General features: G+C 50.0%; 26 protein-coding genes. 3 read left to right on the top strand and 23 right to left on the bottom strand.

Annotated features, from left to right (window positions below):
• Positions 1-40: 40 nt before the first annotated feature.
• From L1278_RS03070 to L1278_RS02975, 20 genes are all read right to left on the bottom strand, one after another.
• A complete protein-coding gene (locus L1278_RS03070; RefSeq protein ID WP_253400997.1) occupies positions 41-820 on the bottom strand; it encodes a Rossmann-like and DUF2520 domain-containing protein in 780 nt (259 codons plus the stop codon).
• Positions 817-2031 (bottom strand): glycosyltransferase, encoded by a 1215-nt coding sequence (locus L1278_RS03065; protein ID WP_253400996.1) that lies wholly within the window; start codon positions 2029-2031, stop codon positions 817-819. The genes L1278_RS03070 and L1278_RS03065 overlap by 4 nt, the downstream gene beginning before the upstream one ends.
• Positions 2032-2135: 104 nt before the next feature.
• Positions 2136-4733 (bottom strand): cytochrome c biogenesis protein CcsA, encoded by a 2598-nt coding sequence (gene ccsA, locus L1278_RS03060; RefSeq protein WP_253400995.1) that lies wholly within the window; start codon positions 4731-4733, stop codon positions 2136-2138.
• An 89-nt stretch (positions 4734-4822) separates the two neighbouring features.
• Positions 4823-5248, bottom strand: coding sequence for a cytochrome c maturation protein CcmE (locus L1278_RS03055; RefSeq protein WP_253400994.1), 426 nt, complete (start codon positions 5246-5248; stop codon positions 4823-4825).
• Between the two features lie 114 nt (positions 5249-5362).
• Positions 5363-5644, bottom strand: a complete 282-nt coding sequence (locus L1278_RS03050; protein ID WP_253400993.1) for a CcmD family protein — start codon at positions 5642-5644, stop codon at positions 5363-5365.
• Positions 5631-6296 carry a cytochrome c biogenesis protein gene (locus tag L1278_RS03045; RefSeq protein WP_253400992.1) on the bottom strand — a complete coding sequence of 222 codons (666 nt, stop codon included), beginning with the start codon at positions 6294-6296 and terminating at the stop codon, positions 5631-5633. Before L1278_RS03045 ends, L1278_RS03050 begins: the two co-directional genes overlap by 14 nt.
• A 183-nt stretch (positions 6297-6479) precedes the next feature.
• Positions 6480-7121, bottom strand: coding sequence for a heme exporter protein CcmB (locus tag L1278_RS03040; RefSeq protein WP_007652356.1), 642 nt, complete (start codon positions 7119-7121; stop codon positions 6480-6482).
• A 396-nt stretch (positions 7122-7517) separates the two neighbouring features.
• Positions 7518-8195 (bottom strand): phosphate signaling complex protein PhoU, encoded by a 678-nt coding sequence (gene phoU, locus L1278_RS03035; protein ID WP_253400991.1) that lies wholly within the window; start codon positions 8193-8195, stop codon positions 7518-7520.
• Positions 8196-8255: 60 nt separating this feature from the next.
• A complete protein-coding gene (gene pstB, locus L1278_RS03030) occupies positions 8256-9020 on the bottom strand; it encodes a phosphate ABC transporter ATP-binding protein PstB (protein ID WP_253400990.1) in 765 nt (254 codons plus the stop codon).
• Between the two features lie 10 nt (positions 9021-9030).
• Positions 9031-9888 carry a phosphate ABC transporter permease PstA gene (pstA, locus tag L1278_RS03025; RefSeq protein ID WP_253400989.1) on the bottom strand — a complete coding sequence of 286 codons (858 nt, stop codon included), beginning with the start codon at positions 9886-9888 and terminating at the stop codon, positions 9031-9033.
• Positions 9881-10756 (bottom strand): phosphate ABC transporter permease subunit PstC, encoded by an 876-nt coding sequence (gene pstC / locus L1278_RS03020; RefSeq protein WP_253400988.1) that lies wholly within the window; start codon positions 10754-10756, stop codon positions 9881-9883. The genes pstA and pstC overlap by 8 nt, the downstream gene beginning before the upstream one ends.
• Positions 10757-10828: 72 nt before the next feature.
• Entirely contained in the window at positions 10829-11806 is a 978-nt protein-coding gene (locus L1278_RS03015; RefSeq protein WP_253400987.1) for a PstS family phosphate ABC transporter substrate-binding protein, read from the bottom strand.
• 94 nt (positions 11807-11900) lie between these two features.
• A complete protein-coding gene (locus L1278_RS03010) occupies positions 11901-13088 on the bottom strand; it encodes a porin (RefSeq protein ID WP_253400986.1) in 1188 nt (395 codons plus the stop codon).
• Between the two features lie 516 nt (positions 13089-13604).
• Positions 13605-14738 carry a hypothetical protein gene (locus L1278_RS03005; protein ID WP_253400985.1) on the bottom strand — a complete coding sequence of 378 codons (1134 nt, stop codon included), beginning with the start codon at positions 14736-14738 and terminating at the stop codon, positions 13605-13607.
• Positions 14739-14807: 69 nt separating this feature from the next.
• Positions 14808-17531: a TonB-dependent receptor gene (locus L1278_RS03000; protein ID WP_253400984.1), complete on the bottom strand. Its 2724-nt coding sequence runs from the start codon at positions 17529-17531 to the stop codon at positions 14808-14810.
• Positions 17532-17986: 455 nt separating this feature from the next.
• Positions 17987-18175, bottom strand: coding sequence for a hypothetical protein (locus tag L1278_RS02995; RefSeq protein ID WP_253400983.1), 189 nt, complete (start codon positions 18173-18175; stop codon positions 17987-17989).
• A gap of 129 nt (positions 18176-18304) precedes the next feature.
• Positions 18305-19297, bottom strand: a complete 993-nt coding sequence (locus L1278_RS02990) for a MoxR family ATPase (RefSeq protein ID WP_253400982.1) — start codon at positions 19295-19297, stop codon at positions 18305-18307.
• A gap of 114 nt (positions 19298-19411) precedes the next feature.
• Entirely contained in the window at positions 19412-19876 is a 465-nt protein-coding gene (locus L1278_RS02985) for a hypothetical protein (protein WP_253400981.1), read from the bottom strand.
• A gap of 371 nt (positions 19877-20247) precedes the next feature.
• On the bottom strand, positions 20248-20634 hold the full coding sequence (locus L1278_RS02980; protein WP_253400980.1) for a hypothetical protein: 387 nt from the start codon (positions 20632-20634) through the stop codon (positions 20248-20250).
• Positions 20635-20940: 306 nt separating this feature from the next.
• Positions 20941-22083 carry a hypothetical protein gene (locus L1278_RS02975; protein WP_253400979.1) on the bottom strand — a complete coding sequence of 381 codons (1143 nt, stop codon included), beginning with the start codon at positions 22081-22083 and terminating at the stop codon, positions 20941-20943.
• Between the two features lie 35 nt (positions 22084-22118).
• Between L1278_RS02975 and L1278_RS02970 the strand changes: the two genes are divergently transcribed.
• The 3 genes from L1278_RS02970 to recO all read left to right on the top strand — a co-directional run bounded on the left by L1278_RS02970 (position 22119) and on the right by recO (position 24009).
• Positions 22119-22442 (top strand): 2Fe-2S iron-sulfur cluster-binding protein, encoded by a 324-nt coding sequence (locus tag L1278_RS02970; protein WP_253400978.1) that lies wholly within the window; start codon positions 22119-22121, stop codon positions 22440-22442.
• Positions 22443-22468: 26 nt separating this feature from the next.
• Positions 22469-23062, top strand: a complete 594-nt coding sequence (locus L1278_RS02965) for a thymidine kinase (protein ID WP_253400977.1) — start codon at positions 22469-22471, stop codon at positions 23060-23062.
• Between the two features lie 236 nt (positions 23063-23298).
• Entirely contained in the window at positions 23299-24009 is a 711-nt protein-coding gene (gene recO / locus L1278_RS02960; protein ID WP_253400976.1) for a DNA repair protein RecO, read from the top strand.
• A 56-nt stretch (positions 24010-24065) separates the two neighbouring features.
• On the opposite strand, the gene L1278_RS02955 is transcribed toward recO, so the two are convergent.
• From L1278_RS02955 to L1278_RS02945, 3 genes are read right to left on the bottom strand one after another with little or no spacing between them, the layout of a single operon-like run.
• Positions 24066-24608 (bottom strand): FKBP-type peptidyl-prolyl cis-trans isomerase, encoded by a 543-nt coding sequence (locus tag L1278_RS02955; RefSeq protein WP_253400975.1) that lies wholly within the window; start codon positions 24606-24608, stop codon positions 24066-24068.
• A gap of 27 nt (positions 24609-24635) precedes the next feature.
• The gene (locus L1278_RS02950) at positions 24636-25598 is read right to left on the bottom strand and encodes an FKBP-type peptidyl-prolyl cis-trans isomerase (RefSeq protein WP_253400974.1); all 963 of its coding nucleotides are present in this window, start codon (positions 25596-25598) and stop codon (positions 24636-24638) included.
• A 30-nt stretch (positions 25599-25628) separates the two neighbouring features.
• Positions 25629-26645 (bottom strand): bifunctional oligoribonuclease/PAP phosphatase NrnA, encoded by a 1017-nt coding sequence (locus L1278_RS02945; RefSeq protein WP_253400973.1) that lies wholly within the window; start codon positions 26643-26645, stop codon positions 25629-25631.
• Positions 26646-26724 lie beyond the last annotated feature (79 nt).

Genomic DNA, 26724 nt, shown 5'->3' with positions numbered 1-26724 from the left:
ATATAACTGTAGGGGGATCAATAGGTTACGCTGGGGATACCTATCGCTTTGGGGAATGATCCTGTATACTTTGCGTAAGCAGTTGGTATACCTGCTGGTAAAGTGGCTGGTCTTGCAGCAGAATCAGATGCTCATCAATCACATTTTGGTCGTGGCGTACCGCAGGGCCCGTCTGTACCTGAAAGGGGTGGCTTTGCATTACCTTGGCAATTGTCTCCTGAATAAGCGGTTGCAGCAGCGTGTCGGGCAACGCTGCCTGTTGGAGCAGCTGACGGCTTATGCCCAGCAGGTGGTTCGTGAAGTTACAGGCAAACACAGCGGCCAAGTGCAGCTGCTTTCTCTTAAGAGAGTCGACATGATGCACCTCCTTTGAGATCGTGCTGGCTACGGCTTGCAAGATCTGCAAGGTCCTTTCATCTTCAGCCTCTATCAGTATATGTATTGCATTGAAATCTACAGACTTTGATTTCGAGAAGGTTTGCAAAGGATAAAATACGCCGGCGCGCGCACCTGTTATACCTTGCAGCGCTGCCAGTGGCTGTGAGCCGGAGGTATGCACGATTATAGCGTTCTTCGGAACTTGTATTGTTTCCGCTACTGAGGCAATGGCTGCATCCGGCACGGCAATTACTACCAGCTCGACATCAGTGGCACGCAGGTCCAGAGAGTTGACCGCCTCTGCTGGAGCCAGCGCCTCTGCCAGTTCCTCCCGATGCGCCGCAGTTGGGCTGTACACCGCCGCAATCTCATGCCCTGCCTGCTGTAGGACTTGACCCAGGTGCCAAGCAACATTGCCGGAGCCAATGAGAGTGATTTTCATAGGGTGTACTTGTGTTGGGCGATGACTTGTTTGTATAAGTCCATGATTTGTTTACAGACTACAGGCCTTGAATATTTGCTTATAAAATCGGCTCTTATTTCTTCAGCATTATATCGCTGGTGATTTAAATACATATCTTCCATAGCGCCATATAACGCATCTACATTACCCGGCTCTACTACTAATCCATTTTTCTCGTTAATAATACTCTCAGAGCCACCGCAATAAGTGCCAATTAGCGGCTTACCGCAAGCGGAAGCTTCTAGTAAGACAAGTGGTAGGTTTTCATGGAAACTGGGAAGCACAAAAGCGTCACAGTTTTGCATTTCATTTGCAGCCTGTTGTCGGCTTAATGTACCCAGCCATTGTACATTTGCTGCAATTTCTAAATCTGAAGCAAGTGCTTGGTAAATCTCCCGCTGGGGCCCATCACCTCCTATTACCAAACGAGCACTTGGATATCCTGTTAAAATACTTTTGAATGCTTTCAATAGGTAAATAATCCCTTTTCTATCTTCAAGCACCGCTAAAGTGAGGAATACAAAGTTACTACTTCCTTTGGGTTTGGGATAGAAGAAACTCTCATCTGTCAGGTTTGGGATATATCTTAGGTTTGGAATGCCCCACTTCATTAGATTTTGCTTCTGCTGGGGGCTCACCACTACATTAGCAGCTGCACACTGAAAGGGTCGTGCAAGGTATTTGTCTAAAGTATTGCCTTTGCCTAAAAAAGATCGAAATGGAAATGGCGCCATATGCTCTGTAATAACATAAGGTATAGCGTGCTTTTTTGCTAACAACATCGCTACCCAGCCTCCAGGGTGTGCGCTATGCGCATGTATGATATCAGCTTTCCCCACCTCATTTTGAAAAGCCATGAGATGTTTCTCATTCGACTTAATGATGTTCTCCATATTGCCTTGCAAAAATTTTCTGGTCCAAGTAAAAGCAGGAGTATAATATTCTGTAATATTTCCCCCCAGCTTCCGTGCAGTAGCCTTCTTCGATGGGTATTTCAAAAATTTTAGAATGTTCTTAAAATTGTCCTCCCCTAGTATTAGTAAATCATTTTCATGCGTACCCCATGTACTGATAGCAAAATTAGAATCAGGGTTAAATTCAGCCATAGCAACAGACTGCTCCTTGTTAAAGATTCCTGTGTGTGGATTGTCTTTACTGGGGTACCAAGATGGGATGATAAATACATTCATAGGTGAGATTGTTCAAGCTGAGCACCTTTCTAGTTTTACCTAAGTAAACAAAAAAGGCAGGCCTTTACAAGCCTGCCTTACAAATCTAATACAATTAAACAGTTTTACGCCGCCTGTGCCTTACGTTTCTCCTTAACCTTGGGAGCTTTGCCCTCACCTGTATTTCCTTCTTTATTACGGCGCAATATTGCCATTACAAAGCCGATGGACATGATGATGGTACCGATCCAGAGGATGTTTACGAATGGCTTCTCCATCGCTTTCAGGATGATATAATCTTTCTGTGTCACGTTCACCCCGATCGTGAAGCGGTCGTTCTCGGTGTCGATATTCAGGAAGGTGATGCGTATACCCAGGTCTTCTATGACTTCAGGTACGCGGCCCATCATCTGGTCTTTGATCATCAGCACAGGGTGGGCGTGGTAGGTTTTGCGCTCGCCCATAATCTTCATGGCAGCCTGCACTGCCACGTCGCCCTCAGCCAACTTTACTCCCGGTACTTGCTCAATCTGCTCAATCCCGTTGAATATCGCGATGTAGTCATTGATTACGATCGTGTCGCCGGCAGAGAGTACGTACTCCTGCAGTTCGCCCCAGTCTTTCTCCTCATTCGGGTCCGGAACAGTGGAAACGTGCGTGTACAAATCCTTGCTAGCGAAGCGCTTGATGTCAGGAGAAGCCAATAGGCCCATGTTCGGGTTAACCTGCGCTCTAGGGTATAGCACAAAGTTTTCTTTGTCGCTTTCGTAACTCACTTCGTAGTAGGTGTTCTCCGGAGAAATCAGGTCCAGCGTGTCGCCTGTTTCGAAGTATACCTTGCCTTTCGCTTCTATTCTACCACGGGCAATGGCTTTGTACATATCGTCCGTTTGGTAGAGCAACTCTTTGGTCACATAGCCCGGTACGCCTTCCACTTCCTGGAACTGACCGTGGTAACTTACCTTAAAGCGGTCCATCTGCACAGGAGTGTTGCGCCACAGAAGCACGTTGTCACGGTTGATTTCGTCAGGGAACTCACGTGAATAAAGCAGGCCCGAGTTGTTTTGTGAAATGATCTGCGAGTAACCCGAAGAGAACAGGATGCCGATCAGCATCAGCGCTATACCTATGTGGGCCACGGCACCGCCTGACAATGTAATCTTTTTCTGCAGCAGGCCAAGTATAATGCTGAAGTTAGCGAACACTGCAAATAGTGATACCACAAACAGCAGGATGTATACCGGGTTGTCGAGTTTGAAAGTGAAAACATCAAACTTATTGGACAGGATGATCACCAAACTGGCAAACAGCAACGTGAGCATCAACGGCATGGTGATGGCGTCCTTAAAGCTCTTCTTGTTCGCTTTTTTCCACCACAGCAGCTGACCTACTCCCGTCAGGATGGCAATGGCTACACCCGCCCATAACTGGAACTTGGTGTAGTGCTCAATCTGGTCGGCAGGCAAGGCGGCGTTAGATTCTATTCCGATGAAGCCAAGGAAGGAATTGTATACAGGTATAGAAGTCGTTACGAGCACCTGGAAGGCGGCCAGGCAAAGCACGGCTGCACCAATAAATACCCAGAACTCAGCACTATAGGTCGAAAGCTCTTTCTCTGTCGTCGGAATTTTCTTCCAGTTATAGATCAGCAGTCCGATGGCAAGCACCGTGAAGACCATCATGTAGGTAAACAACTGCCCGGACAAACCTAAGTCGGTGAAGGAGTGTACCGAAGCATTGCCCAGAATACCACTTCGCGTCAGGAAAGTAGCGTACAGAATCAGAACAAATGAGGTGATCACCAAGATGAAAGAAGCACGCAGGCCTTGCCTGCTGCGGCGGTAGGCGATCATGGTGTGGATACCACCCACCAGCACGAGCCACGGGATATATACCGCGTTCTCCACCGGGTCCCAGTTCCAGTAACCACCGAAGTTCAGGGTTTCGTAAGCCCAGTAAGCACCCATCATGATACCGATTCCCAGTGTCACGGCTGCGAAATGTGACCATGGCATTGCAGGACGAATCCACTCGCTGAACTTTCCTTTCCATAGACCGGCAATGGCGAATGCAAACGGAACAAGTGAGGCAGCATAACCCAGGAATAGGGTCGGCGGGTGAATGACCATCCAATAGTTCTGCAACAGTGGGTTCAGGCCGGTACCGTCAGCTGGTCTAAAGTTCGGGTCCATGGCAAACACCGGGGCGTCGGCCATAAAATCACGCATCAGGATAAAAGGAGAGGAGCCCAGCTTGAAATCACCGATTACCACACCCAGAATCATGGACGAGATGAAGATCTGCACGAAAGAGAAAATGGCCATCACAGGCGCTTCCCACTGCTTGTTCTTCTTGCCGGCGTTCATCAGCACCACGCCCAGGGCCACATGCCAGAACATCCAAAGCAGGAACGAACCTTCCTGACCTTCCCAGAAACAGGAGATCATGTAGTGAACAGGCAGGTGGTTAGACGAGTGGCTCCAGGCGTAATAGTACTCGTAGCGGTGCTCGTAAATAATGTTGAAAAGGCTGAAAATAATGGCTACTACCGCTAAACTGTGCACATAGAAGGCAACACGTGCCAGTTTGCGCCAGCTGGTATCGCCGCTCTCTTCCGTTTTCTGGCGCGCGGCCATAAAATAAGCATAGGAGGCTACAATGGCCGCTACAAAAGCCACAATCACACTCGCGTGGCCAAAGTCTCCGATTAGCGTATTAATCATCTTATAAAGTTAAGAGTTGAGAGTTATGAGTTAAGAGTTGAAGAGGTATAAAAAGACTTTTAACTCTTCACTCTTAACTTTTAACTAATTTATATACCTGCGGTGTTGGTTTGAATTTCGTTCTCCGTGTACTTAGACGGGCACTTGAGGAGTATCTTGTCGGCCACGAACACATCGTTTTGCATGTTGCCCGTAATCACAACCTGCTCAGAGCGCTCAAAGTCCTGCGGTTTTGGGTTGAAGTAGACCACACGCTGTTCAAAGCGGTTGGTGTCCACCAGTGTAAAGGCGAAGTAGTTCGGGTCCATTAGCGGGTCGTACTGCATACCTACGATGTGCCCTTTGTCATCCTTCTTGAGGCGTCCTACCACGTGCACTTTCGTGGATTTCCCGTCTTCTGCCAGTTCAATGGCCTCGCCAAATGAAACATAGGTACTTGCGTCACCAGCCGTGGTCATGATAATACCAATGGCCATGGCGATAACGATAATGCCGATGATGTGTGATTTTTTCATCTTTACCTGATTATAGATACTCCATTTCTGTTAGCCTAACACACGATAGAATGTTTTAAATCCATCGCAGATAGGGATATTTGTCATTTTTCGCCCCAGTCGGGCAAAAAAGTTTTAGCGGTTCACGTACTCGTCTTTCAGCTGTTTCTCCAGTCGGCCCACCTTGCGGTCGAGGGCAATCAGGTAGAACAGCACGCCTGCCAGCACAGTAAGCAGCACGGCTACCACCACGTATATCTTGCCGTCCTGGCGCAGGGTATCGGCCATTTCGATGTTTTGCTGCGGCGCTGACGAGAACTCCACCATCTGGTCTTGAGCCATTGCCATGGTAGGCTCAAAGGCGAACAGGACGCCCAGCATAAGGCAGCAGATGGCCAGTATTCTAAACATTTTCATATATGCGTTGTCTCAGTAATTCAAGTCTTGATTTCACGTTTATAATCCAGACGCCCAGTAGCGTCCAGCCCAGCACGGCCGGGTAAAACACCATTCGCAGGCTACTGTCAAGGTCGTATGCGTTAAAACCGGGGTTGCCGCCGTTGCCCGGGTGAAGCGAGTCCGTCAGGCGTGGCAGGATGAAAAGCAATGGGATAAGGGCTGCGAAAGCGAAGATGTTGTATACCGCGCTGATGCGGGCGCGTTGCTGCTGCTCGGCAAAAGAGCTGCGCAGCACGAGGTAGGCAAAATAAATCAGCAGGCCAATTGCCGCACCGTTCTGTTTCGGGTCGTTGCTCCAGTACTCGCCCCACGTAAACTTGGCCCACTCCATACCTGTCACGATGCCCAGAACGCCGAAAAGGATGCCCACCTTGGCAGCTTCGTGCGCGATAATGTCGTTCCTGAAGCTTGGCTTGCGCAGGTACTTAATAGAATAGACCACCGAAACCAACAGAATGAGAATCATTCCGAACCACATCGGCACGTGGAAGTACAGGTTGCGGATCGTCTCGTTCAGGATGGCCAGTCGGGGGACTTCCGACAGCATACCTACTGCCACGGTAAACACCAGCAGCAGCACGGTCAGTATTTTCCACCAGTTCTTCTTCATGTTCCTTCTTCTCTTATTTTGACGAAAGCCAATGGGGGCCGGCTTCCATTCTACTTTTTATTTCTAACAGTTCTGACGCCCAAATTGTCGCAAACCTGCGCTGAAACTGTGTTTTAATTTTAGGTAACTTAGCTACTTATACCTTGGTTAGCGCCGGCTATACCTTACTTAATAGGCTATACCTTACGAACGCCAAAGGTAAGGGAACAAAATATAAGAAACAGTGACAACGATCATGTTTATGGCAAGCAAAGTAAGTAGTTCGTCGAGACTCGCAGCCCGCTCCAGTCCATCCATGGCGTTTTTGGACATTTTAATCAGCATCAGCAGCATGGGCACGATCACTGGGAAGCTGAGCACTGCCATGAGTGTGCTGCTGTTGGCGGCCTTGGAGGCTATACCTGAAATCATGGTGAGTGAGGTCGCGAAACCAATGGCGCCGAGCAGAATGCTGAGCAAAAACATCGGAATGTCTTCCACAGGGTTGCCCAGCACAAAAGCGTAGAACACAAAGCAGATCAGCGCCAGCACCAGCATCAGGCAGGCGTTGTATAGTATCTTGGCCAGAATGATGCCCTGCGGACTTACAATGGAGTAGAAGTAGAGCAGCCGGCCGCGGTTCTCCTGCATAAAGCTCTTGGCAATGGCATTGACCGACGTAAAAAGCATGATAATCCAGAACAGCGCATTCCAGACGGGCACCTGCAGGGCGTTCGAGCGGAGCCCGAAGCTGAGGTAGCAGACGAACACCGTACTGCTGACGTAGAGCAGCATGCCATTGAAAGCATACTTCTGCCGCCACTCCAGCAGGAAATCCTTCTGCATTAAGTATATGACTTCTTTAAACAGCACCTTCGTGATTTTGCGTAAAGGTACGATACAAATTGTATAATTACTAAGGGGCAGCATATGACCTGGCGAGGGTATAATTCCAGTCCCAAGGTGTACAAGGTCGAGGTTATAAACGGCTAGTTGCCGTAGGGGGAAAGCTCAGGTATAGCAGGTATAGCCGGTGAGCATTAGAGTGATGCCCTCGCTCGCGTCCCACGAGAGAGAGCGCTAGGTATAGCGAGGCTTTCAAGTCCGATATGGTAGAGGCATCTGCGCCCATCCATCACAAACCCGAGTTCATAAAAAAGGCGCGGGTCCGAAAACCTGCGCCACTTATTTTTAATCATGTCGGATTTACTCCCCGCGAACCACTACGAAGCCATCAGCGATTTAATCTTCCTTCTTTTTCTTCTTCCTTTTGTGCTTCACCACTTTCGCTTCGCGGTAGAAGATGATTTCCTCGGCCATGTTGGTCACCTGGTCGCCTACGCGTTCCAATTTCTTAATAATAGAAAGGAGTGCCAGTGCTTCAGGTATGCGATCAGGATTAGCCTGCAGGTATTTGGTGATAATCACGTCCGACTTGCGGTATATTTTGTTGAGAGCCTTGTCGAGCTTGATGACATCCTTGGCAAGCTTTGTATCGTCTTTTACGAGCGCGACGCGGCATTCGCGGAACATGGCAAGCGCCTGGTCATACATCACCATCATGTTCGTTAGCTCTACCAGCTCAGGGTCGAAGGGACGGTCGAGTTTTTTAACGAAATGGGCCATCCCCTCGGCAGTGTCGCCGATGCGCTCCAGATTGGTGTTTATCTTCAGCATGGCCAGCACCGTGCGCAGGTCCACCGCCACAGGGGTATACAGGGCGAAAAAGTTTTCGCACATCCGGTCGATTTTGATGTCGTAGTTATTGACCTTACGTTCAAGCTTGATAATCTGGTCTGCCAGTTCATGGTCGGCATTCATCACGGCGTCGCGTCCACTAGTGAGCTGGTAGTCAACCAGGTCCCACATTTCCAACAGCTTTTCCCGCAGCCGGTTAAGTTCTTCATCAATATGTAGCATTCGTATGTCTTTATTTGCGTGAGACTAAATTCCTATACGTGAATCGGCGGTGAGCACCTATTAACCAAATCGGCCTGTAATGTAGTTCTGCGTACGCTCGTTTTTTGGGCTCGTAAACATGGTTTTCGTTTTGGCATACTCCACCAGCTCACCCATGTAGAAGAAGGCAGTGTGGTCACTTACGCGGCCTGCCTGCTGCATGTTGTGCGTCACAATAATGATGGTGTAGTGCTGCTTCAGCTCATGAATCAAGTCCTCGATTTTGGCCGTTGAAATCGGGTCAAGGGCCGATGTGGGCTCGTCCATCAGAATAACCGACGGCGAAATGGCCAGCGCGCGGGCAATGCAGAGGCGCTGCTGCTGCCCACCTGAAAGTGCCAGCGCCGATTTATCGAGCTTATCTTTCACTTCTTCCCAAAGTGCAGTCTGGCGTAGCGACGTCTCGCAGGCCTCCTGCAATACTTTCTTGTCTTTTATACCTTGTATTCTGAGGCCGTAGACTACATTCTCGAAAATTGTCTTCGGGAAGGGGTTCGGTTTCTGAAACACCATACCTACTTCTTTGCGGAGCTCGTCTACCCGTACATTACTAGCGTAAATATCGCGGTCGTCCAGCAAAATCTGCCCTTGAATGCGGAAGCCGTCGATGTAGTCGTTCATGCGGTTAAGGGTGCGCAGGAACGTGGACTTGCCGCAGCCCGACGGACCGATGAAGGCCGTGACAGCCTTTTCTTCCATGGCTACGTTGATGTTCTTGAGCGCATGAAAATCGCCGTAAAAGGCATCGAGGTTTGTGGCTTCTAACTTGTTGTGTTTCTTGGTCATGGGTGAAAACTTACCATTTTATTTTCTTTTGCTGACGGTGACGCAGGTATACTGCAATGCCGTTCAGCAAGAAGGTAATCAATAACAGGACAATAATGGCGGCCGCCGCATTGGTCAGGAAGGCCGCCTGCGGACGCGAGGTCCAGTTGAAAATCTGGATCGGCAGCACCGTAAACTCGTCCATCGGTGTTTTAGGGACGAAAGGCACGTAAGCCAACGCTCCGATCACAATAAGCGGGGCCGCTTCGCCCACCGCCCGTGAGAGCGCCAGAATCACGCCCGTCAGGATACCGCCAAACGAGGCGGGCAGTACCTGGTTCCACACTGTTTGCCATTTAGAGGCACCCAGTGCAAAAGAACCGTCGCGGATGGTGCGGGGCACGGCCTTGATCGCTTCACGTGTTGTTACAATCACGATGGGCAGGATAAGGAGCGAGAGTGTGAGCGCACCTACCAGCAAAACCGGTCCTAAATGCATAAAACGTACAAACAGTTCCAGACCCAGCAAACCATAGATAATAGACGGTACGCCAGCCAGGTTGGCAATGTTAATCTCAAGGAAATCCGAGAGCTTCGTCTTCTTGGCGTACTCCTCCAGGTAGATGCCGGCGGCTATACCTAGCGGGAAAGCAATTAGCGCGGACAATACCAGAATCCAGAGTGTACCAGCCCAGGCAGTAAGTATACCAGCGCGGGCGGCACGGCGCGAGGGCAGACTGGTCAGAAAATCCCAGTCGATGCGACCTATACCTTCTATTACGATATCGATCAGGAAGATGGCCAGTACCACCAGTCCGATGAAGGTACAAAAAATACCGAACACCTGAAAGGCCTTATCTTTGAGGCGGTTTTTCTCGGAGTTAGTCATACTTTTCCTGATATTTCTTTTTAATCCAGAAGCTGAGGTTGTTCAGCAAAAACGTGAATACGAACAGTGTCATGCCTGCCGCGAAAATAGTGCGGTACTCCAGCGAGCCGTGCGGCACATCGCCCATACTTACCTGCACAATGTAGGTGGTAATTGTTTCGATCGGCACCAGCGGGTTGAGCGTAAGGCGCGGCTGCTGACCGGCCGCAATGGCCACAATCATGGTCTCTCCCACGGCTCTAGAAATAGCCAGAATCACCGACACAAGTATACCTGACGAAGCGGCGGGCACCATCACCCCGAAAGCGGTCTGCAGGCGGGTGGAGCCCATGCCGTAGGCGGCCTCGCGCAAAGAGCGGGGCACGGCGCTGATGGCGTCTTCACTCAGCGAGGAAATCATTGGGATGATCATGACACCCATCACGATGCCGGCCGACAGCGCGTTGAAGCCCGCCAGACCAGGTATAAACGATTGCAGGAAAGGCGTTACCACAGTCAGGGCGAAGAAGCCGTAGACTACCGTAGGTATAGTGGCCAGCACTTCCAGCAAAGGTTTGATAATGGTTTTGAAACGGGCATGGGCATACTCGTTCAGGTAGATGGCGATGGTGAGCCCGATGGGCAACGCCACCGCAATGGCAATGGCTGTGGTCAGGAAGGTGCCCGCCACGAGCGGCATGATACCAAACTTCTTGTCAGCAAAGAGGGGCGTCCATTCCTTCTCCGTCAGGAAGCGCAAAATGGACACTTCGCTGAAAAACTGGATTGACTCCGACAGTAAGACCCAAATAATACTGACCGTGACCAGTATCGTGATGGCGGCCGACAGCCACAGCAAGCCTTCTATTATTTTCTCCTGTACTCTCAAGGTGCTTTTAATTGAAGCGCAGGTATAGCCTTTGTCTCCGTGGGCTATACCTGCGCTGGTTATTTCAGGAAATTATTGTTTGGCCGTAGCGGCACCGGTGGCAAATTGCTCGAACTTCTGTTTCTGCTCGTTGTACACGTTGTCAGGCAGGGGAATGTAACCTACCTCCTGAGCCAGCTCACCTGCGTTTTCGAGGTAGAAGTTGATGAAGTCCACCACTTCTGGTCTAACCACGGCCTTAGAGCTAACATACAAGAACAGGGCGCGCGAAAGCGGGGCGTAAGAACCGTCCTTCACAGTTTCCAGCGACGGCAGTACAGGGCCTGCGCCGTTGTCTACAGGTATAGCTTTCAGCTTGCTCTTGTTTTCTTCATAGTAAGCGTATCCGAAAAAGCCCAGCGCCAGCGGGTCAGTCGACACGCCCTGCACCAGCACGTTGTCGTCTTCACTGGCGGTATAGTCGCCGCGGCTCGAGTGGCTCTTGCCTACAATGGCTTCGGTGAAGTAATCGTACGTGCCAGACTCCACGCCTGCACCGTACAGGTGAATCTCTTTGTCAGGCCATTCCGGGCGGATCTGGTTCCAGCGCGTGATGGTGCCCTGCGCTTCAGGCTCCCACATTTTCTTCAGCTCAGCCACAGTAATGTCTTTTGCCCAGTCGTTGGAAGGGTGCACGACCACAGTCAGGCCGTCATAAGCTACCGAAAGCTGTACATAGGAGATACCGTTTTCTTTTGCCGTCTTCGCTTCTGAATCGTTGATAGAGCGGGAGGCGTTTACGATGTCGATTTCGCCGCGGGAGAATTTCTTCATACCACCGCCCGTGCCCGACACGCCCACGGTTACTTTCACGTCCGGAGCCTCGGCGCGGTATTCTTCGGCCACGGCTTCCGTCACAGGGTATACCGTAGAAGAGCCGTCAATCGAGATAGAACCCGACATGTCGCTGCCGCCTTCCTGGGTGTTGCCGCCGCACGATGTGAAAGCAAGCGAAGCACCCACCAGGATGGCTGCGCTAAGTTTGAATCGGGAAAAGCTAAGGTTTAGCATACAATTTGATTTTAGGATGTATAAGTTATAGTGTCTGGTCTCTTTCTATTGAATTGTTAAGCGGGTGTACTTATTTGGTAATCAGTTGGTTTTATTATAAGGCTAATTCCATTTGTAACCTGAACTGGGTACGGTCTTCGCGGTTTGCTTCCTGTATCAGCGTTACGTCACTCTGCACCTTCAGCGAGTGCCCCACTATGTATTTTGATATGCCCAGGGTATACTGGTCCTGTTGGCGTATACCTGTCACGGCTGTCGGGTTGAAGTCGGTATAGCGGGCCGCCACTTCCCAGTTGGTCGGCAACAGGTAGCCCGCCTGCAGGTTCAGGGCCTTGCCCGTCACGAAAGTTTCCGCCACGTCGCCCAGGTCGTCGCGCAGCACCACAGGCCCATCGGTGGCTTTGCGGTTGGCGTACTCGCCCATGGCCGAAAAGCCTCGGTACTTGAACATGGCATCCACAAACCAGGTGCGTAGGCTGCGCGTGTCGCTCAGGAAGTCGCCGAGTTGCCCTTGCGAACGTGCGGCGTTGCTGTTGTAGTCGAACGAAGTAGCCAGTGCGAGTTTGGGTGTTTGCTCGCGCTCAATGTCGCTGCCCACGTAATCGCCACCGCCTTCAAACGCCCCGAAAGGGAGGATCTCAAAACGACCTGTGTAGTCGTAGCCGCCGGTGTTGTTGACGGTAATGTCGCGGCCTTCGCCCATCGAAATGGAGCCGATCTCTCTTAATACAACCTGACCTAGCTGGTGCTCGTGGTGCAGTTGCAGGCCCGCGTCGCGGTCGAGGTTGAAGCGCGAGTTGAGCAGACTGCGGTCCACAAACTGCATCTTCTGCGACGACACCACGCGCTCGCGGTTACCCGGCAGTTTGGTCTGGCCTACCCACAGTTGCAGGTTAGGGGTGAGGTGCCACTTGGCCACCGCGTCGAGTATCATGTTGTCGGCGTTGTTGGTCAGGTCAGGCACGTCGCTGCCAATGTCGCTGTTACTCAGGCCGACCTCAATTTTGTATTCCAGTCTGGGGGAAAAGGCAAAGCCGTCGAACTTCAGGCGGGCGCGGCGAATCAGGAAGCGGTCGTCCCAGTTGCCGGTGGCGGGCGTGTTGCCACCCTGGTAAAGCAGCTGAAAGCGGGTGCCAAGCCTGAGGCTGAAAGAGGAATCGGCGGCCACGAACTGGAGGCCTTTGCCGAACCTGGTGTCGTTTACGGTCTGGGCTTGTGTGCTGGAGGTATAGAAGAGACTGATTAAGAGCACCAAAAGGACTCCTTTGAGGTTGTGGTTCACGCGCTGTATTAGTTAAGGGTGAGAATTAAGCTAATGTCTTGCTGTAGTGTTATTACTTAAGTCGCAGTAGTCTAGCCTGCGTGTTTCAAAGTTTGCAATGGTTAGTCAGGCCGTTTTGCTTGTTCTGAATCACGGTACAAAATAACCACTCCAGTATTACCTGAAGGTTACGGCCATGTTACGGTTATGTTAAGAATGAAGATACGGTGAGAGAAGGCAGCTCTAGGTATAGATATAAGCGGGCCGTCATCTCCATTGTATCAGCCACTATTTTCTGCCTGTTATACCTTTGGCCAAACTACCTGTTAACACAAAGAGTCAGAGGAGACCTCTGACTCTTGATGCAACGCCTTTAATTAAAACTTATGGGAGATTTTGTAGGTTGGTGGCATTCCATTCTGCCCAGTCCACAGTGCGAGCTTTAGCACGAAAGACATCGCCTGTCAGTAACCCACAAACAAATCGGGCTGCCACAGATTTACTCTGTGACAGCCCGATTTATATTTTAACTCTTACTTAGAACTTGTAGCCAGTCCAGCCGAATGCTGTTGTATTGGCACCTGTAATAGCGCTGTTAACTTTGATGTCAGCGTTTTCAGGGTTTTTAACTTCCTGCTTAACTGTCATACCGTCGTTTTTGTATTCGATTACAGTTCCTGCATTTCCGTTGCCCTTGCCATCTGTCAAGTCGATCAGGTCTGTAGCAATGGTACCTTTAACAAGCAGGTTGGTAATAGTTGCCTTGGCTCCTCTGCGAACTTTAACAGCATCCTGCATCTCGAAAGTAGACTCGTTCACGATTGTGATGTTCTTGAAGATAAAGTCAGACTGGTTCACGTCGCCAGGAGTGTTGCCATCTAGGTTGCCATCCAGCTCAGCGCCACGTGGGTCAGATTCTGTGCTGGTATAGCCGGCCTTCCATACACCATAGGCGTTATCTAGTGTGCCTGACCAGCCCTGCGTTACGTCAAACATATCGTCGTCAGAATCTACCACTAACAGGTTCTTCACATTTACTGAACCGCCAAAGAACTCAACCGCGTCATCAGCACCGTAAGGTATGTAAACGTTCTCGATCTTAGTGCCGCTTCCCACGCCATTAAGCGTCAGGCCGTTGTGCTCAATATCGGCTGAAGACTTTGCACCAGTATACTCCAGGATAAGGTATTCGATTGAGCCCGAGTTGTCGTTGTTATTGTCGCCGCCGTAAATAACGGCCGGGTTAACTTCTGTGGTGCTGGTAGTAACCTTGCCGGCCGGGCCGGAAAGTCTTGCTTTGCCGTTGATGATCAAACCACCCCAATCGCCCTGCTTCGGATCAGCTGCTCCAGAGGTTATTTTTACCGGTTTGTCGGCTGTGCCGTTCACAAAGATCTGGCCGCCTTGCTCTACAAGAATGTACTTGTTAAAGCCCTTATCGGCTTTGATAACTGTACCCGCAGGTATTCTGAGTTTTCCTCCATTAACAACAAGCAGCGACCCTGTCAGTTTGTATTCGGTGCTTGGGTCAAGCGTTACATCGGTCGAAATATCACCGCTTAGCTCTTTTGTGGCCGCAGGCCCTGGTTCCGGGTTTGTAGTGTCGTCATCGTCTTTGCATGAGAACAGACCCAGCGGAAGCAGTAACAGGTAAAGGAATGTCTTTTTCATTTTTCTTATTGTTTATACAAATTTAAAATCGGTAGATCAACTGAATGTGACCGGAACGTTATTGAATTGTTAAAACTGGTAGGTCACTCCGAAATCGAATTGAACGCCTCTCTTATAGCTGCCGATCGTAACACTCTGCGCATTTGTATCTGAGCCGGCACCTTCTCTGGTGAGCTTATAGGCAGGGTTTAAGAGGTTTTTGGCTTTCAGATTGAGCTTGAGATGCTCGTTAAGGCCCACTGCGGTTACAAAGTCTAAGGTCGTGATGCTCTTCTCGATCAGGTTGTTAAAGCCACGTGTACCTAAGGTGTGAACTTTGTCGCTCAGGTAGTTCAGCACCAGCGCAGACGTTACGTCTACATTTTTGTCGGTTACCAGATTGTAAGTCAGGTCCGCATTAAGAATGTAAGGTGCGGCACCTTCCAGAGTAGAGGAGGTTTCAGTAAAAAAGCTTGGAAGATTTACGTTCGTGTGGATGTAGGACGCATTCAGGCCGGCATTCAAACGATGCTTCTCGGCAAGGTTCATCAGCGATTTCCGCACTTCTACCTCAAGACCGGCTGCCACTGCGTTATCCGACACGTTGTCGTAGGTTCTCAGGCCTGCTGAGTTGCCCTGGTCAACCCGCGCAATTGGGTTGAGAATGTGTTTGTAAAAAGCATTCACTGACATCTGCTCGCCTGCTGATGGATAAAAGTCCCACTTCAAGTCGAAGTTGTAATTGGTGGAAGGTTCCAGATTCGGGTTGCCATTCTCCGGGCCAAAGATTCCCTGGTAAATGAAGGGCGATACCTCTCTATCCTGCGGCAAGGTATAGGTGCGGCTGATGCCTGTTCTGATATGGTTTTTATCGTCGAGCTCGTACTTGGCATTAAAGCTGGGCGATAGGAAGAGTTCATCTATCGTATTAGATCCTTGGTCAGCGCCGCGGTTAACATTATAGTTGATCTTCATGTTAACATCATCTGCCCTTACCCCTGCATTTAAAGTAAGCTTGTTTCCAACCTTGTGTACCATGTCAACATAGGCACCATGGTTATTCCACTCAACATCGTAGGTATCGTTGAAGTGTTCCATCCGGAAATTGCCGTTAGCCAGACTCTCCTGGTTAAAGTATGGGTCGAGGCGGATGTCATCTAATCTGAAAGTGGGGAGCGTGCCTTGTCCGCCAGACCAGATAAGGTTGTAAGTAGGGGCCGAGAAGTCTTTGAAGCTTACCCTGCCGTTATAGCCGACTTCGACGTAAGAAAGTTTTTCCGGGTCTGCCGAAAGCGCGTACTGCAGGTTAACTTTAGGGATAAAAGCAGTTTCTGTTAATTTGCTGTTGAAGCGTTGGTTTCTTCCTTCCCCCATACCCAGTTCCACCATGCCGTTTCCGATAGAAGGCAGCATGAAGATTCTGCGGTCAGGTTCCTGGCCGATCACGTGGTTTACCGCAGCACCTACATTATATTTTATCCTGTCCGAGAGGTCTCCGTTCCAGATGAGCTGGTTTATAAAAACCGAGTTATCGTTGACTTGCAAGCGCCTTTGGTGGCCTTCGGAATTATAATCCTCTGCCTTCTGGAATATTTCTGTTTCCTTGCCATAGAAGTCGTAGGCGGCAGCCGTGGCGGTGTGCAGGTACAGGGAATTGAAATTCAGTTGGCTGTTGTTGAGGTTAAACTCCAGGTTGCCCGCCAGCATGTGGGAGGCGCTGCGCATGGATTGCTGGTAGTCAAAATCGCGGAAAGGGTTCTCTGGGTTGGTTGCTGTAATCAATCGGGCGACTCCTTCCTGGTAATGGTACTTGTTATCCATGGAGCCCATTATAGAAAAGCGGTGTTTGTTCAGGAATCTGCTGCCTCCCGAAAAGGAAACGCCACCATTGAGGAGTGGGCTTTTCTGTGCCGGGTCAAGCGAGTTGTTAAAAGAGTGATTTGTTACATACTCCTCGCCGTTCTGGCTTGCCGGTATGCCAGATGCAGTAGCGTAACCAAATTTGTTCATGCCACTTGGAAGCGAGAAGTTGCTGCCTGGCACCTGGCTGTTTATACCGGTTGAGAACCCGATTTGAAAGGCTTTGTCATCAACAAGTTCTTTGGAATTGATATTGATCAGAGCGCCGCCCACATCGCCATTCATAGATGCCGAGAATACCTTGTTCACATCAACCGACTTAATCATATCGCTCGTGAAAAAATCGAGTGAGATGTTCTTAAACTCAGGGTCTTCAGAAGGTATGGCAAAGCCGTTCAGGGTGGTGGTGGTGTAGCGGTCACCCAGGCCTCGAACGAATACATTCTTTAAACCGTCGCTTTTTGAAATGCCTGAGATCTTGGCAACCGCGCCTTCGGCGTCACTAACCCCTTTTCGGGAGAGTTCCTGTGCGCCGATGGCCTGTGTCGCTATTACGGCTTTCTTTTGATCTAATAGCAGAATATGCTCGGTTTCCCTGTTCCCTTTTGCTGTTATGGTCACCTCCGCCAGTTGCGATGTGTTCTGCTCCATCGCCACATTAACCGTAGCGGTTTTGCCTGCCGTCACGATCACGTCGGCAATCGTTTTAGGCGCGTAGGATAGGCTATTGACTTCTAAGGTATAGGTACCTTCTTTTATATTGTCGATGCGGAAATTACCGAAGGCATCCGAAGGAGCGCCCAGCCCCGTTCCCTGCACTTTGATGATAGCGCCAATCAACTCTTCGCCGTTCGTGGCGTCTTTGATGGCTCCCTGTATACTGCCAGTCTGCGCATGCACAGAAAGGAAAGCGGATAGCAGGAAAAATAGAACTGTGGTGAGATTCTGTCGCATTGTATTTGTAGTCTGATTAATGCGACAAAAGTAGAGGTGCTATATTACCTCAATATTACTGAGGGGTTAAGTTTCTATTAATTAAACCTAATATTTATTTATAACCTGTTGACATACAGGTAATATTGGATTGGCTGGGTTGGTTTTGTCAGTTGCGGTAAGGAAAAGCTGCTGTTATGGAGGCAGCCGGATGGTAGCCAGGATAGATTTTAACAATATAGTAACCTTACAATAATCTACAGCTAATATTGCAGGTATAGTTTTGCTGCATCAATCCTGTCTTTATAAGAAAATGATTGCGCATTATGGGTGAGATCAATTGCGACAATCAATAGTGGTGTGGCTTAGTCTCCCACACTACGCACAAGGCCCGCCTCGAAAGAGCGGGCCTTTTTTGTTGCCTATACCTGCGGGGTCAGGCAAATGAGGTATACCTTCTAATCCATAGCTATACCTTAAAAGTCTGCTGTTGTGCCTGCACCTCCGCCCAGATATTGAAACAGGAAATAGGCTAGTATGGCGAGTACGATAATGCCCAGGCACCCAATACCGCCGCAACCGCCACGTCCTCTTCCGCAACCTGCACCGCCCCGGCCGCCAAACAATTTACTTAGCAGCCAGAACCTGAATAAGCCTCTTAACATAGTTTATACCTTAGTTAGTAAATACATAACCCCGGCTGTACTGTACAGATGCACAAAACAGCTGGGGTTAAAACTTACGGAAAGGTATAGAAGCCAGTTATGAAAGGAGATGCTATAGTAAGGTATACCTTAGCTGATTGGAACTTTACGCAGGATCGCCTCAATAAAGTCTTTGGTTTTGATGCCGTCGGCCTCCGCTTCGTAGTTGAGGATGATGCGGTGGTTCATTACGTCGTGGGCTACTTCCTTAATGTCTTCGGGCAACACATAGTCGCGGTCGTCGAAGTAGGCGATGGCTTTGGCGGCTCGGTTCATGGCAATGCTGGCACGCGGCGAAACACCAAACTGAATGTAGTCGGCAAACTCGCTGAGATCGTACTCGGCAGGGCGGCGGGTCGCAAACACGAGTTCAATGATGTACTTTTCCAGCGTCTCCGAAATCTGCACCTGGTTGATCTCGCTGCGGATGGCAAAGATATCCTCCTTGGAGAGCACCTTGTTCACGGTGTCGTTAAAGGCCATGTTGGCCATGCGGCGCATAATCTCCAGCTCATCCGATTTCTTGGGGTAGTCGATGTATACCTTCATCATGAAACGGTCGACCTGCGCCTCGGGCAGCGGGTAGGTACCTTCGTGCTCCACCGGGTTTTGGGTGGCCAGCACCAGAAAGGGGAGGTCCAGTTTGTAAGTGGTCTCACCGATGGTCACCTGCTTTTCCTGCATGGCCTCCAGCAAGGCTGACTGTACCTTGGCCGGGGAGCGGTTCACTTCGTCAGCCAGGATCAGGTTAGCGAAAATGGGTCCCTTCTTTACCTCAAACTGCGAGGCGTTCTGGTTATAGATCATGGTACCGATCAGGTCGGAGGGCAGCAGATCGGGGGTGAACTGGATGCGCTGAAAATCAAGGCGCAGGGCGCGGGCCAGTGAGTTAATGGTGAGCGTTTTGGCCAGTCCGGGTACGCCTTCCAGCAATATGTGCCCGCCGGTAAACAAACCAATGAGCAGCCGACTCACCATATAGGACTGTCCGACCACCACTTTCCCCACTTCCTGAACCACTTGCTTTATCTTTTGCTGGTGGTCTTTCACCTGGTCCGGGTATACTAATTCTTCTGCTGGCATAGCTCAATGGCATTTAAAGGCCCTAAATATAGCAACTCTAAGGGACGGTCGCAATTAAATGCCTCTGGCTGTGCGGGTGAAGTATAAAAAAAGGGCTAAAAAGAAAAGAGCGCCCTAGGCGCTCTTTTTATGATTTGTCTCAAATGCAATGGGGTTTTCTGCCTGTTGCTTCAGCGTTTCCATGCGCTCCCGCTTGGCTTGCCGCACTAGCTCTATCATGCTGTTGAGCCTGTTTTCCTCTACATCTTCAATCGGCAGGATCATGGTGGTATAGGGTGCTTCGATATGAATGCGATGCTGCCGGGTCATCAGGTATAGCATCAGGAAGAAGCCGCTGAGGAGGGCAAATACATCGTTGAAGTAAACGAAAAAGGCCGAAACGACGCTTAGCGCCAGGTATAGGGGCTTGCCTGTGGCTTTGATCTGCCAGGAAGTAATGTCTTCGAGCATCACAGACTGGTAGCTTTTAAAAAGCCAGTTGTTCTGCCGCATCATCACGCGATGCGTCGTAAGTATCAGCTTCTTATCCACCGTCTGGATAAGGTGCCTTTCACCACCAAGAAGTCGTGTTACTGCCATTCCTGATGGAGTATTAAGTTTGTTTATTTTCGTGTTGAGTCGTAGCGAGTGTATCACAGCTGATAATTGGTGTTAACTATATCCAGGATTCCCGGAGGCACCAAAAGGTTGCATGTAAGTCCGGTACAAAGGTAAATAAATATTAATTCTTATACGAAGCCAACCTGCCTTGTATCGGTTTTATTATAAATCGGGGCAATTGGTACTATACCTACGGTAATTAGATTTATAGGATTGTAAATTAGGTAGCAAAAACTTTGCCCGTTTAATGAAACAGGTATAAATATTAGAAATAAATTATATTCATATATAGAAAAAGCCGCCCTTTAGGTATAGGGCGGCTTTTTCTATAAGTGCTTTCGGGTTCTATTCTAAGCAGTCAGGTAAAATTCTCCTTCATGGCCATGGGCGCGCTGGTTTTTGAAGCGGCCAATGTCGGTTTGCATATTCTCGTAAATTTCCAAAATCTCTTCTGAGTCTTGGGTTAATGGCTTTATGTGCTCCAGCAGCAGTTTGGCTGCCAGTGGGTAGAATTTAGAGTCGTCTGTGTTCTTGGCATTCACCTTAAAACTACTCACGTGCGTCTCCAGCTTTTTCAGGGCAGGGTATTCGCCCTTGAACTCTTGAATGGTGTCGCGGAGTTTCTCCCGTATCATCAGGTATAAATCCTCTTCGAAGGTCATCCCGAAGTCATCCTCCTCCTCTTCATCATCGAAGCTGTAATCTAAGTCGTCATCGTAATCGAAATCGTCTCTCATGGCTGATAATAAGGTTATTTTGAATTGTTAGTACGAGCGGTTAATCTTTGGGTGTTGCATAAAGTATACTGTTTTCTTTCCGAACAGATACATAAAAACGCCGTGGCCTCTGCTCCAGCCCCCAAAGAAAATGCATAAATAATGTTTCGAATCCGTATTTGCAACGCCTGAGGTATACCTGGATTGAATTATTTTGCTTTGGTAAAAAATGGGACGGGGTAGCGGATTGAGGCTAAAGCGGATAGGTATAAAAAAAAGACCTGCTCCCGAAGGACAGGTCTTTTATGTGATATGTATGGCCTGCGCCTAGGCGAACTTGCGCTCGATCAGACGGAGCAGCTTGTTCACGCTGTCCTGCTTTTTGCTCCAGTCATACCGGCGGGCCAGGTCGTTGGTGATAAAGTGCGTCGCCTCGTCCGGGCTCCTGAACTGGTCCAACTGCTGAATCGTGTTGTAGTAGGTCATGTTGTCGCCATCAAACAGCTCGTTTATAAAGCTGAAGCGCTGGTTGATCGAGATGGAGTTTTTGAGCGACTCTATCTTGCTGTTGCCCAGCGAGTCACCAATAGAAGCAGTGGCCGGTTTGCTGAACCTTTCATTCATGGTAGGCCGCTCCGCCGCTTTGAAGCGCTCGTTCAGGTTGTTGTCGGACATGGCGGCAGGCCGGGGCGCTGCTGCCATGGCTGGTGCTGGGGCAGGCGCTGCTACAGGTATAGAAGCCTCACGCTGCGCCATATGAATGGGCGCTACCACGTCTTTCTCTTCGATTGGAGCGGCTGGCGTAGGCTTGGCTACAGAAGCGGCATAAGCGGCCAGAGGTGAAATCTGTTGTTGCCTGATCTCTTCCTCCGTAATCGGCAACAGGCTATTGAATGCCTGCAGCACCTCAGCCAGTGGCGCAATGCTGTCGCGGTTGGCGTTCAGGTATAACCTGAAGCGACTCAGGATGTAGTCGCGGTCGCGGTTAGAGGGTGAGAGCGTGCCTACAAAGCCCGCGAACAGGGACTTGTCCAGGTCGATGTACTTGAGGTTTTCCTGCAGTTTGGACAGGGTGATGTCCTCCTGGATGCGCAGGAACTTCTCTTCGAACATGGTTGCAGGGGATAGTTTGAGCAGGAACGTGTCGAGGATCGCTTTCTGAAGCAGGGGCTCAAAGGCGTCGCGTTTGATGAGGATTTTGCGCGAGAGCACGTTCATAAAGTTGAGCAGCGCCTCTTTCACCTCCTCATGTTCATAGTCAAAATATGGACTGCGCAGGTTGGCCATCTCGTGGTGCCACTTAAGCAGAAGCTCTTTTATCACAAACAAATTGACCTGTTTAATGGGCGTAAAGCCAATCAGTTGGGGTCCGTTGATGGTGTCGTGTGCAGCAAAGTGGCGGTCGCAAAGCATATTTGCCAGTTCTTTGCTGTAACGTTCAAGCCTTAATTGATTATATTTGTCTTCCATTGGTATACCTTTCTTTCGTAAAGTTAATAAATAATATGCCAAATTTAACGGTGCAAAACCTGTTCAATCGGCAGGTAGAGGTGGCACCCGGTCAAACGCTGCTACAGGCCCTGCAAGCCGACGGCATAGATTGGATGCACGCCTGTGGCGCCAAAGGCCGCTGCACCACCTGCCGTATTGTGGTGCAGGAGGGTTTGGAGCATTTCGGGCCACTCACCGACAGCGAAGAGCGCTACCGTAGCAAAGGCCGCCTGCAGGATAACGAAAGACTAACCTGCCAGTGTACATTAGTGAGCGGAGACGCCCAGGGACGTGTGCCCCGGCAGACCATGCTCCCGCACATAAAGTATAGCAACTAGCCAATTTAGCCATTACATATTAGTAGATGTTTATAGAACCGCGCGTTGGGAATGATAACCACGCAATCAGAAGAGGGTGGATAGAGGTGATCTGCGGATCGATGTTTTCGGGGAAGACCGAAGAGCTGATCCGACGACTGAACAGGGCCAAGATTGCTAAGCAGAAGGTGGAGATCTTTAAGCCGACCATCGACAAACGCTACCACGAGGAGGATGTGGTGTCGCACAACGCCAACACCATACGCTCTACGCCGATAGATTTTGCACAGGATATGCTGTTGCTGGGCGGCAGCTGCGATGTGGTAGGTATAGACGAAGCGCAGTTCTTTGACGACGGCCTGGCCGAGGTATGCGTGAAGCTGGCCAATAGCGGCGTGCGCGTGATTGCCGCCGGTCTGGACATGGATTACTTGGGCAAGCCTTTCGGGCCGATGCCGGCCTTGATGGCCGTGGCCGAGTACGTGACCAAGGTGCATGCTATTTGCGTGCAGTGCGGCGATATTGCAACTTACTCTTTTAGAAACTCCCCCTCTGAGCAGCAGGTGCTCCTGGGCGAGACCGAATCTTACGAAGCCCGTTGCCGGCACTGCTTTCAGGAAGGCATGAAACAGAAGAGGTAAAAGCGGGTGCTATACCTGTGGCCCAGGCCCTAATGTCTCTAGTGATTTTGACGCAGTTTCCTATAAGCCTGATCTATACCTGAATCTTTTTACCTGTGCCGAAGACACCGGAGGTACACTCGCCTGAGATGCCCGCAAGTATAACGCAAGCGTATAAAAGCTGGCGTATACCTGGCTTTTCTGATGGCCGCGAAGCACGCCAAACCTGTATTACTAAAATAGCCGTACTGGATTAAATGTTAGTCAAGACAAGAGGCATCGTACTCAACTATATCAAGTTTCGCGAGTCGTCGATCATTGCCAAGGTATACACCGAGCAACTGGGCGTGCAGTCGTACATCGTGAACAGCGTGCGTAAAAAAGGCCCGGGCTCCCGCATTGCCCTGTTTCAGCCTTTCACGCTGCTCGATATGGTGGTCTATACCTCGCAAAGGGGCGGCATCACCCGCATTTCAGAGTACAAAAGTGCCTATCCATACGCTACCATACCTTTCGACATCCGCAAAAGCAGCATTTTGCTGTTTCTGTCCGAGATGGTGTCGCGCACTATCAAAGAGGAGGAGGAAAACCCGGCGCTCTTTCATTTCCTGTTCAACGCCATCATCGAGTTTGATGAGCTGCAGGACCATTTCGAGAATTTTCACCTGGTCTTTCTGCTGCACCTGAGCCACCATTTGGGCTTCGGGCCGAGCAGCGGGACGGAAATTGTAGAGCAAGTGGCCTTCTCTCCGAATGCACAATCGCTGACCGATGCCCCACCGGTTCTGGCCTTGCAGGCATACGAGCAGCTCTTCGACCAATTGTTGCGCACGCCTGCGCAGGCTGCTATACCTAATGGTAAGGTGCGCCGCGAAATGCTCTCTATCCTGATCCGTTATTACCAGCTCCACGTGGAGCGGCTGGGCGAAATCAAATCGCTGGCTATACTCTCGGAAGTGCTGAGCTGATAAACAGAAAAGGCGATGCAAATGCACCGCCTTTTCTGTTTATGTCAAAATAGTTGTTAGCGTACATTCAGCACGTCTATTTCGAAGATCAGCACGGAGTTTGGTGGAATACTGTTGCTGCCATACATACCATACCCCATGTAAGATGGGATATACAGGTTCGCTTGCTCACCTTTGCGCATGTGTTGTAGACCTTCGTCCCAGCCCTTGATTACCTGACCTGCGCCTACAAGTACTGACAATGAGTTACCTCTAGTATAAGAGTTGTCAAACGCTACGTTATTAATGTGTCGTCCGATGTAGTGCACCTCAGCATACTTGCCAGGCTTAATCAAGTCACCTTCACCTTCTTTTTTGGTCAGGATGTAAATGCCACTGTTCAAGCGTACCACTTTGGTCGTGTCTACATTGTTCGCTCGGAAGTACTTTCTGATCGTCTCCTCGTCTACCTTTTTCTGGGCTTCGATCTGCTCAGGCGTTATATAATAAGGGTTTTCATTTTCTTCCTTGCAGGATGAAAACGAAACCACCACTACGAACAAGAAGAGAGCTTTTGCAAACCAAGTGCTCAGTTTCTGCTTTGGATGTGTCAGGTGCATGGTAATCGGGTTAAAGGTATTCTGAAATTAGTTTTTGATGTCCACAAGTTCCACGTCGAAACGCAGGATTGAGTTGGCTGGCATTTGCTCGCCGCGTGCCTGCTCGCCGTAAGCCAGCGGAGAAGGAATTAGCAGAATGGCTTTGCTGCCTTTGTTCAGCTGCGCAATGCCATCGTCCCAACCTGGTATCACCTGGCCCTGGCCAAGCGGGAAAGTGAACGGTTGACCACCGCTCATCGGGTTGTCGTAAGAAGACTCAAGCTCCTTGCCGTCCAGGAAAGACAGTTTGTAATGCACCGATACGTTGTCGCCGGCTTTGGCTTTCGGGCCTTTGCCTTGCTCTGTTATAACGTAGTACACACCAGCGTCGGTTTTCTGTACGTTCTTCAGGCCTTTTTCTTTGATGTACTCCTGAATTTTAGCGTCGTCAACTTTGATCTGCTCCTTAGCACGCTCCTGCTGAGCCAGCATCTGCTCTTCGAACATTTTCTGCTGGTCGGCTACAGCTTCCTGCTCAGACTGAATTTTGTCAGCTTTCAGGAAGAAAGTGAAGTGTGTGCCCGGCTTCACAAACGGAGGCATCGGCTGGTTGAAAGTGTTGGCGAAAAGTGAGTCTACACTGATCTTGAACACGCCGCTGTCACCAGCACGCATCATGGTCAGGGCGTTTTCCAGGCTGCCTTTAAAGGTTGGCTCCATTACCGGGAGCATCACTGGCTGGCCCTGCTTGCGGGAATCGAACAGCACAGAGTCATCGGCGGTGCGGTACGACATATGCATCGTTATCACCTGACCCAGACGGGCACCTGAGGTGTCGTTGGCAGCAATCTCGCCACGGTTCACATACTCACCGTCTTTCTGCTCATATACTTTATAAGCCAGGCCGTCAGCCGTAGTGCGAAATTCGTCGCTTTTGTTTTTGTCGCCACAAGATTGCAGCAACATGGCACCGGCTAGTACCGGCAATAAGAACTTTGATTTAAATAGCATCGGTTATAGGTTGGATAAATTGTTTGTTACTTAACAGGAAGCCTGCAACTGCTCTTTGTACTGTGGCAACAGGCTTTCGAATTTGGCCACGGTGTTCTCGAGGGTGTCGAGCGACATGCCGCCGGCTGCATTTTTGTGTCCGCCGCCGTTGAAGTTGGCGCGGGCAAACTCATTTACTGAAAAATTGCCCACAGAGCGGAAAGACATCTTCACGGCCTGCACACGGTCGATGATCACGGCAGCAAAAACAATGCCCTCAATGGAGAGTGCAAAGTTCACGAGGCCTTCCGTATCGCCGGTTTTGGAGTCGTAAGCCTTCAGTTCTTCGGCCGTAATGGTAATATAAGCTGTTCTGTACTCGTGGTGCACCACTAACTTATCTTTAAGGGCATAACCCAGAAAACGCAAGCGCATTTCTGTGGAGCTGTCGTAGATAAGACGGTGGATGTTGGAGGTGTTCACCCCGATGTGCAGCAGGTCGGCAATGATCAGGTGCACGTTTTTAGAGGTGCTCGGGTGTCGGAAAGAGCCAGTATCGGTCATGATGCCGGCATACAGGCACTCACCTATACCTGTGTCAATCTTGTCGCCATCGCCCAGCGCCTTGATCAGGTCGTAAACCAGTTCGGCGGTAGCGGCGGCCTGTGGGTTAGAGAAATCCAGGTCAGCGAAATCCTCCGGCTGCAGGTGGTGGTCTATCAGCACTTTAGTGCCTTTGGCATTGCGGATGTAATCACCCATTTCGTGGATGCGCGACAGGTTAGAGAAGTCGAGGCAAAAGATCACCTGCGACTCTGCGATGATGCGCTGCACCAGGGCGTCGTTTTTCTCTGAGTAAGCGAGTACATCATCATTGCCCTCCATCCAGGTAAGAAAGCTCGGATAGTCAGAAGGGGTGATAACTGTAACCCGGTGCCCGAGCTTTTTGAGGTAGCCGGCCAGACCCAGCGACGAACCCAACGCATCGGCGTCTGGTTTGTGGTGTGTGGTGATCATCACCTCTTTAGGTTCTCTCAGGAGCTCTTTGAGAGCATTAATGTCATGCATAAAGCTTGTTATAAATCCGCTGATTAATAGGGATATAAGGCGCGAATTTCTGAAGAAATAACTTCTAATGCAATAAAAT

Origin of the sequence: Pontibacter sp. HSC-36F09 (genome assembly GCF_024171605.1) — a bacterium.
In the GTDB taxonomy this organism is placed as follows: domain Bacteria; phylum Bacteroidota; class Bacteroidia; order Cytophagales; family Hymenobacteraceae; genus Pontibacter.
Note: the sequence above shows the minus strand (reverse complement) of the source record. Positions and strands in the feature narration are given on the sequence as shown.

Excerpts from the sequence above, each read along its gene's own strand:
- L1278_RS03070 (WP_253400997.1), bottom strand. The coding sequence starts at position 820 with ATGAAAATCACTCTCATTGGCTCCGGCAATGTTGCTTGGCACCTGGGT.
- L1278_RS03065 (WP_253400996.1), bottom strand. The coding sequence starts at position 2,031 with ATGAATGTATTTATCATCCCATCTTGGTACCCCAGTAAAGACAATCCA.
- ccsA (WP_253400995.1), bottom strand. The coding sequence starts at position 4,733 with ATGATTAATACGCTAATCGGAGACTTTGGCCACGCGAGTGTGATTGTG.
- L1278_RS03055 (WP_253400994.1), bottom strand. The coding sequence starts at position 5,248 with ATGAAAAAATCACACATCATCGGCATTATCGTTATCGCCATGGCCATT.
- L1278_RS03050 (WP_253400993.1), bottom strand. The coding sequence starts at position 5,644 with ATGAAAATGTTTAGAATACTGGCCATCTGCTGCCTTATGCTGGGCGTC.
- L1278_RS03045 (WP_253400992.1), bottom strand. The coding sequence starts at position 6,296 with ATGAAGAAGAACTGGTGGAAAATACTGACCGTGCTGCTGCTGGTGTTT.
- L1278_RS03040 (WP_007652356.1), bottom strand. The coding sequence starts at position 7,121 with ATGCAGAAGGATTTCCTGCTGGAGTGGCGGCAGAAGTATGCTTTCAAT.
- phoU (WP_253400991.1), bottom strand. The coding sequence starts at position 8,195 with ATGCTACATATTGATGAAGAACTTAACCGGCTGCGGGAAAAGCTGTTG.
- pstB (WP_253400990.1), bottom strand. The coding sequence starts at position 9,020 with ATGACCAAGAAACACAACAAGTTAGAAGCCACAAACCTCGATGCCTTT.
- pstA (WP_253400989.1), bottom strand. The coding sequence starts at position 9,888 with ATGACTAACTCCGAGAAAAACCGCCTCAAAGATAAGGCCTTTCAGGTG.
- L1278_RS03015 (WP_253400987.1), bottom strand. The coding sequence starts at position 11,806 with ATGCTAAACCTTAGCTTTTCCCGATTCAAACTTAGCGCAGCCATCCTG.
- L1278_RS03005 (WP_253400985.1), bottom strand. The coding sequence starts at position 14,738 with ATGAAAAAGACATTCCTTTACCTGTTACTGCTTCCGCTGGGTCTGTTC.
- L1278_RS03000 (WP_253400984.1), bottom strand. The coding sequence starts at position 17,531 with ATGCGACAGAATCTCACCACAGTTCTATTTTTCCTGCTATCCGCTTTC.
- L1278_RS02995 (WP_253400983.1), bottom strand. The coding sequence starts at position 18,175 with ATGTTAAGAGGCTTATTCAGGTTCTGGCTGCTAAGTAAATTGTTTGGC.
- L1278_RS02990 (WP_253400982.1), bottom strand. The coding sequence starts at position 19,297 with ATGCCAGCAGAAGAATTAGTATACCCGGACCAGGTGAAAGACCACCAG.
- L1278_RS02985 (WP_253400981.1), bottom strand. The coding sequence starts at position 19,876 with ATGGCAGTAACACGACTTCTTGGTGGTGAAAGGCACCTTATCCAGACG.
- L1278_RS02980 (WP_253400980.1), bottom strand. The coding sequence starts at position 20,634 with ATGAGAGACGATTTCGATTACGATGACGACTTAGATTACAGCTTCGAT.
- L1278_RS02975 (WP_253400979.1), bottom strand. The coding sequence starts at position 22,083 with ATGGAAGACAAATATAATCAATTAAGGCTTGAACGTTACAGCAAAGAA.
- L1278_RS02970 (WP_253400978.1), top strand. The coding sequence starts at position 22,119 with ATGCCAAATTTAACGGTGCAAAACCTGTTCAATCGGCAGGTAGAGGTG.
- L1278_RS02965 (WP_253400977.1), top strand. The coding sequence starts at position 22,469 with ATGTTTATAGAACCGCGCGTTGGGAATGATAACCACGCAATCAGAAGA.
- recO (WP_253400976.1), top strand. The coding sequence starts at position 23,299 with ATGTTAGTCAAGACAAGAGGCATCGTACTCAACTATATCAAGTTTCGC.
- L1278_RS02955 (WP_253400975.1), bottom strand. The coding sequence starts at position 24,608 with ATGCACCTGACACATCCAAAGCAGAAACTGAGCACTTGGTTTGCAAAA.
- L1278_RS02950 (WP_253400974.1), bottom strand. The coding sequence starts at position 25,598 with ATGCTATTTAAATCAAAGTTCTTATTGCCGGTACTAGCCGGTGCCATG.
- L1278_RS02945 (WP_253400973.1), bottom strand. The coding sequence starts at position 26,645 with ATGCATGACATTAATGCTCTCAAAGAGCTCCTGAGAGAACCTAAAGAG.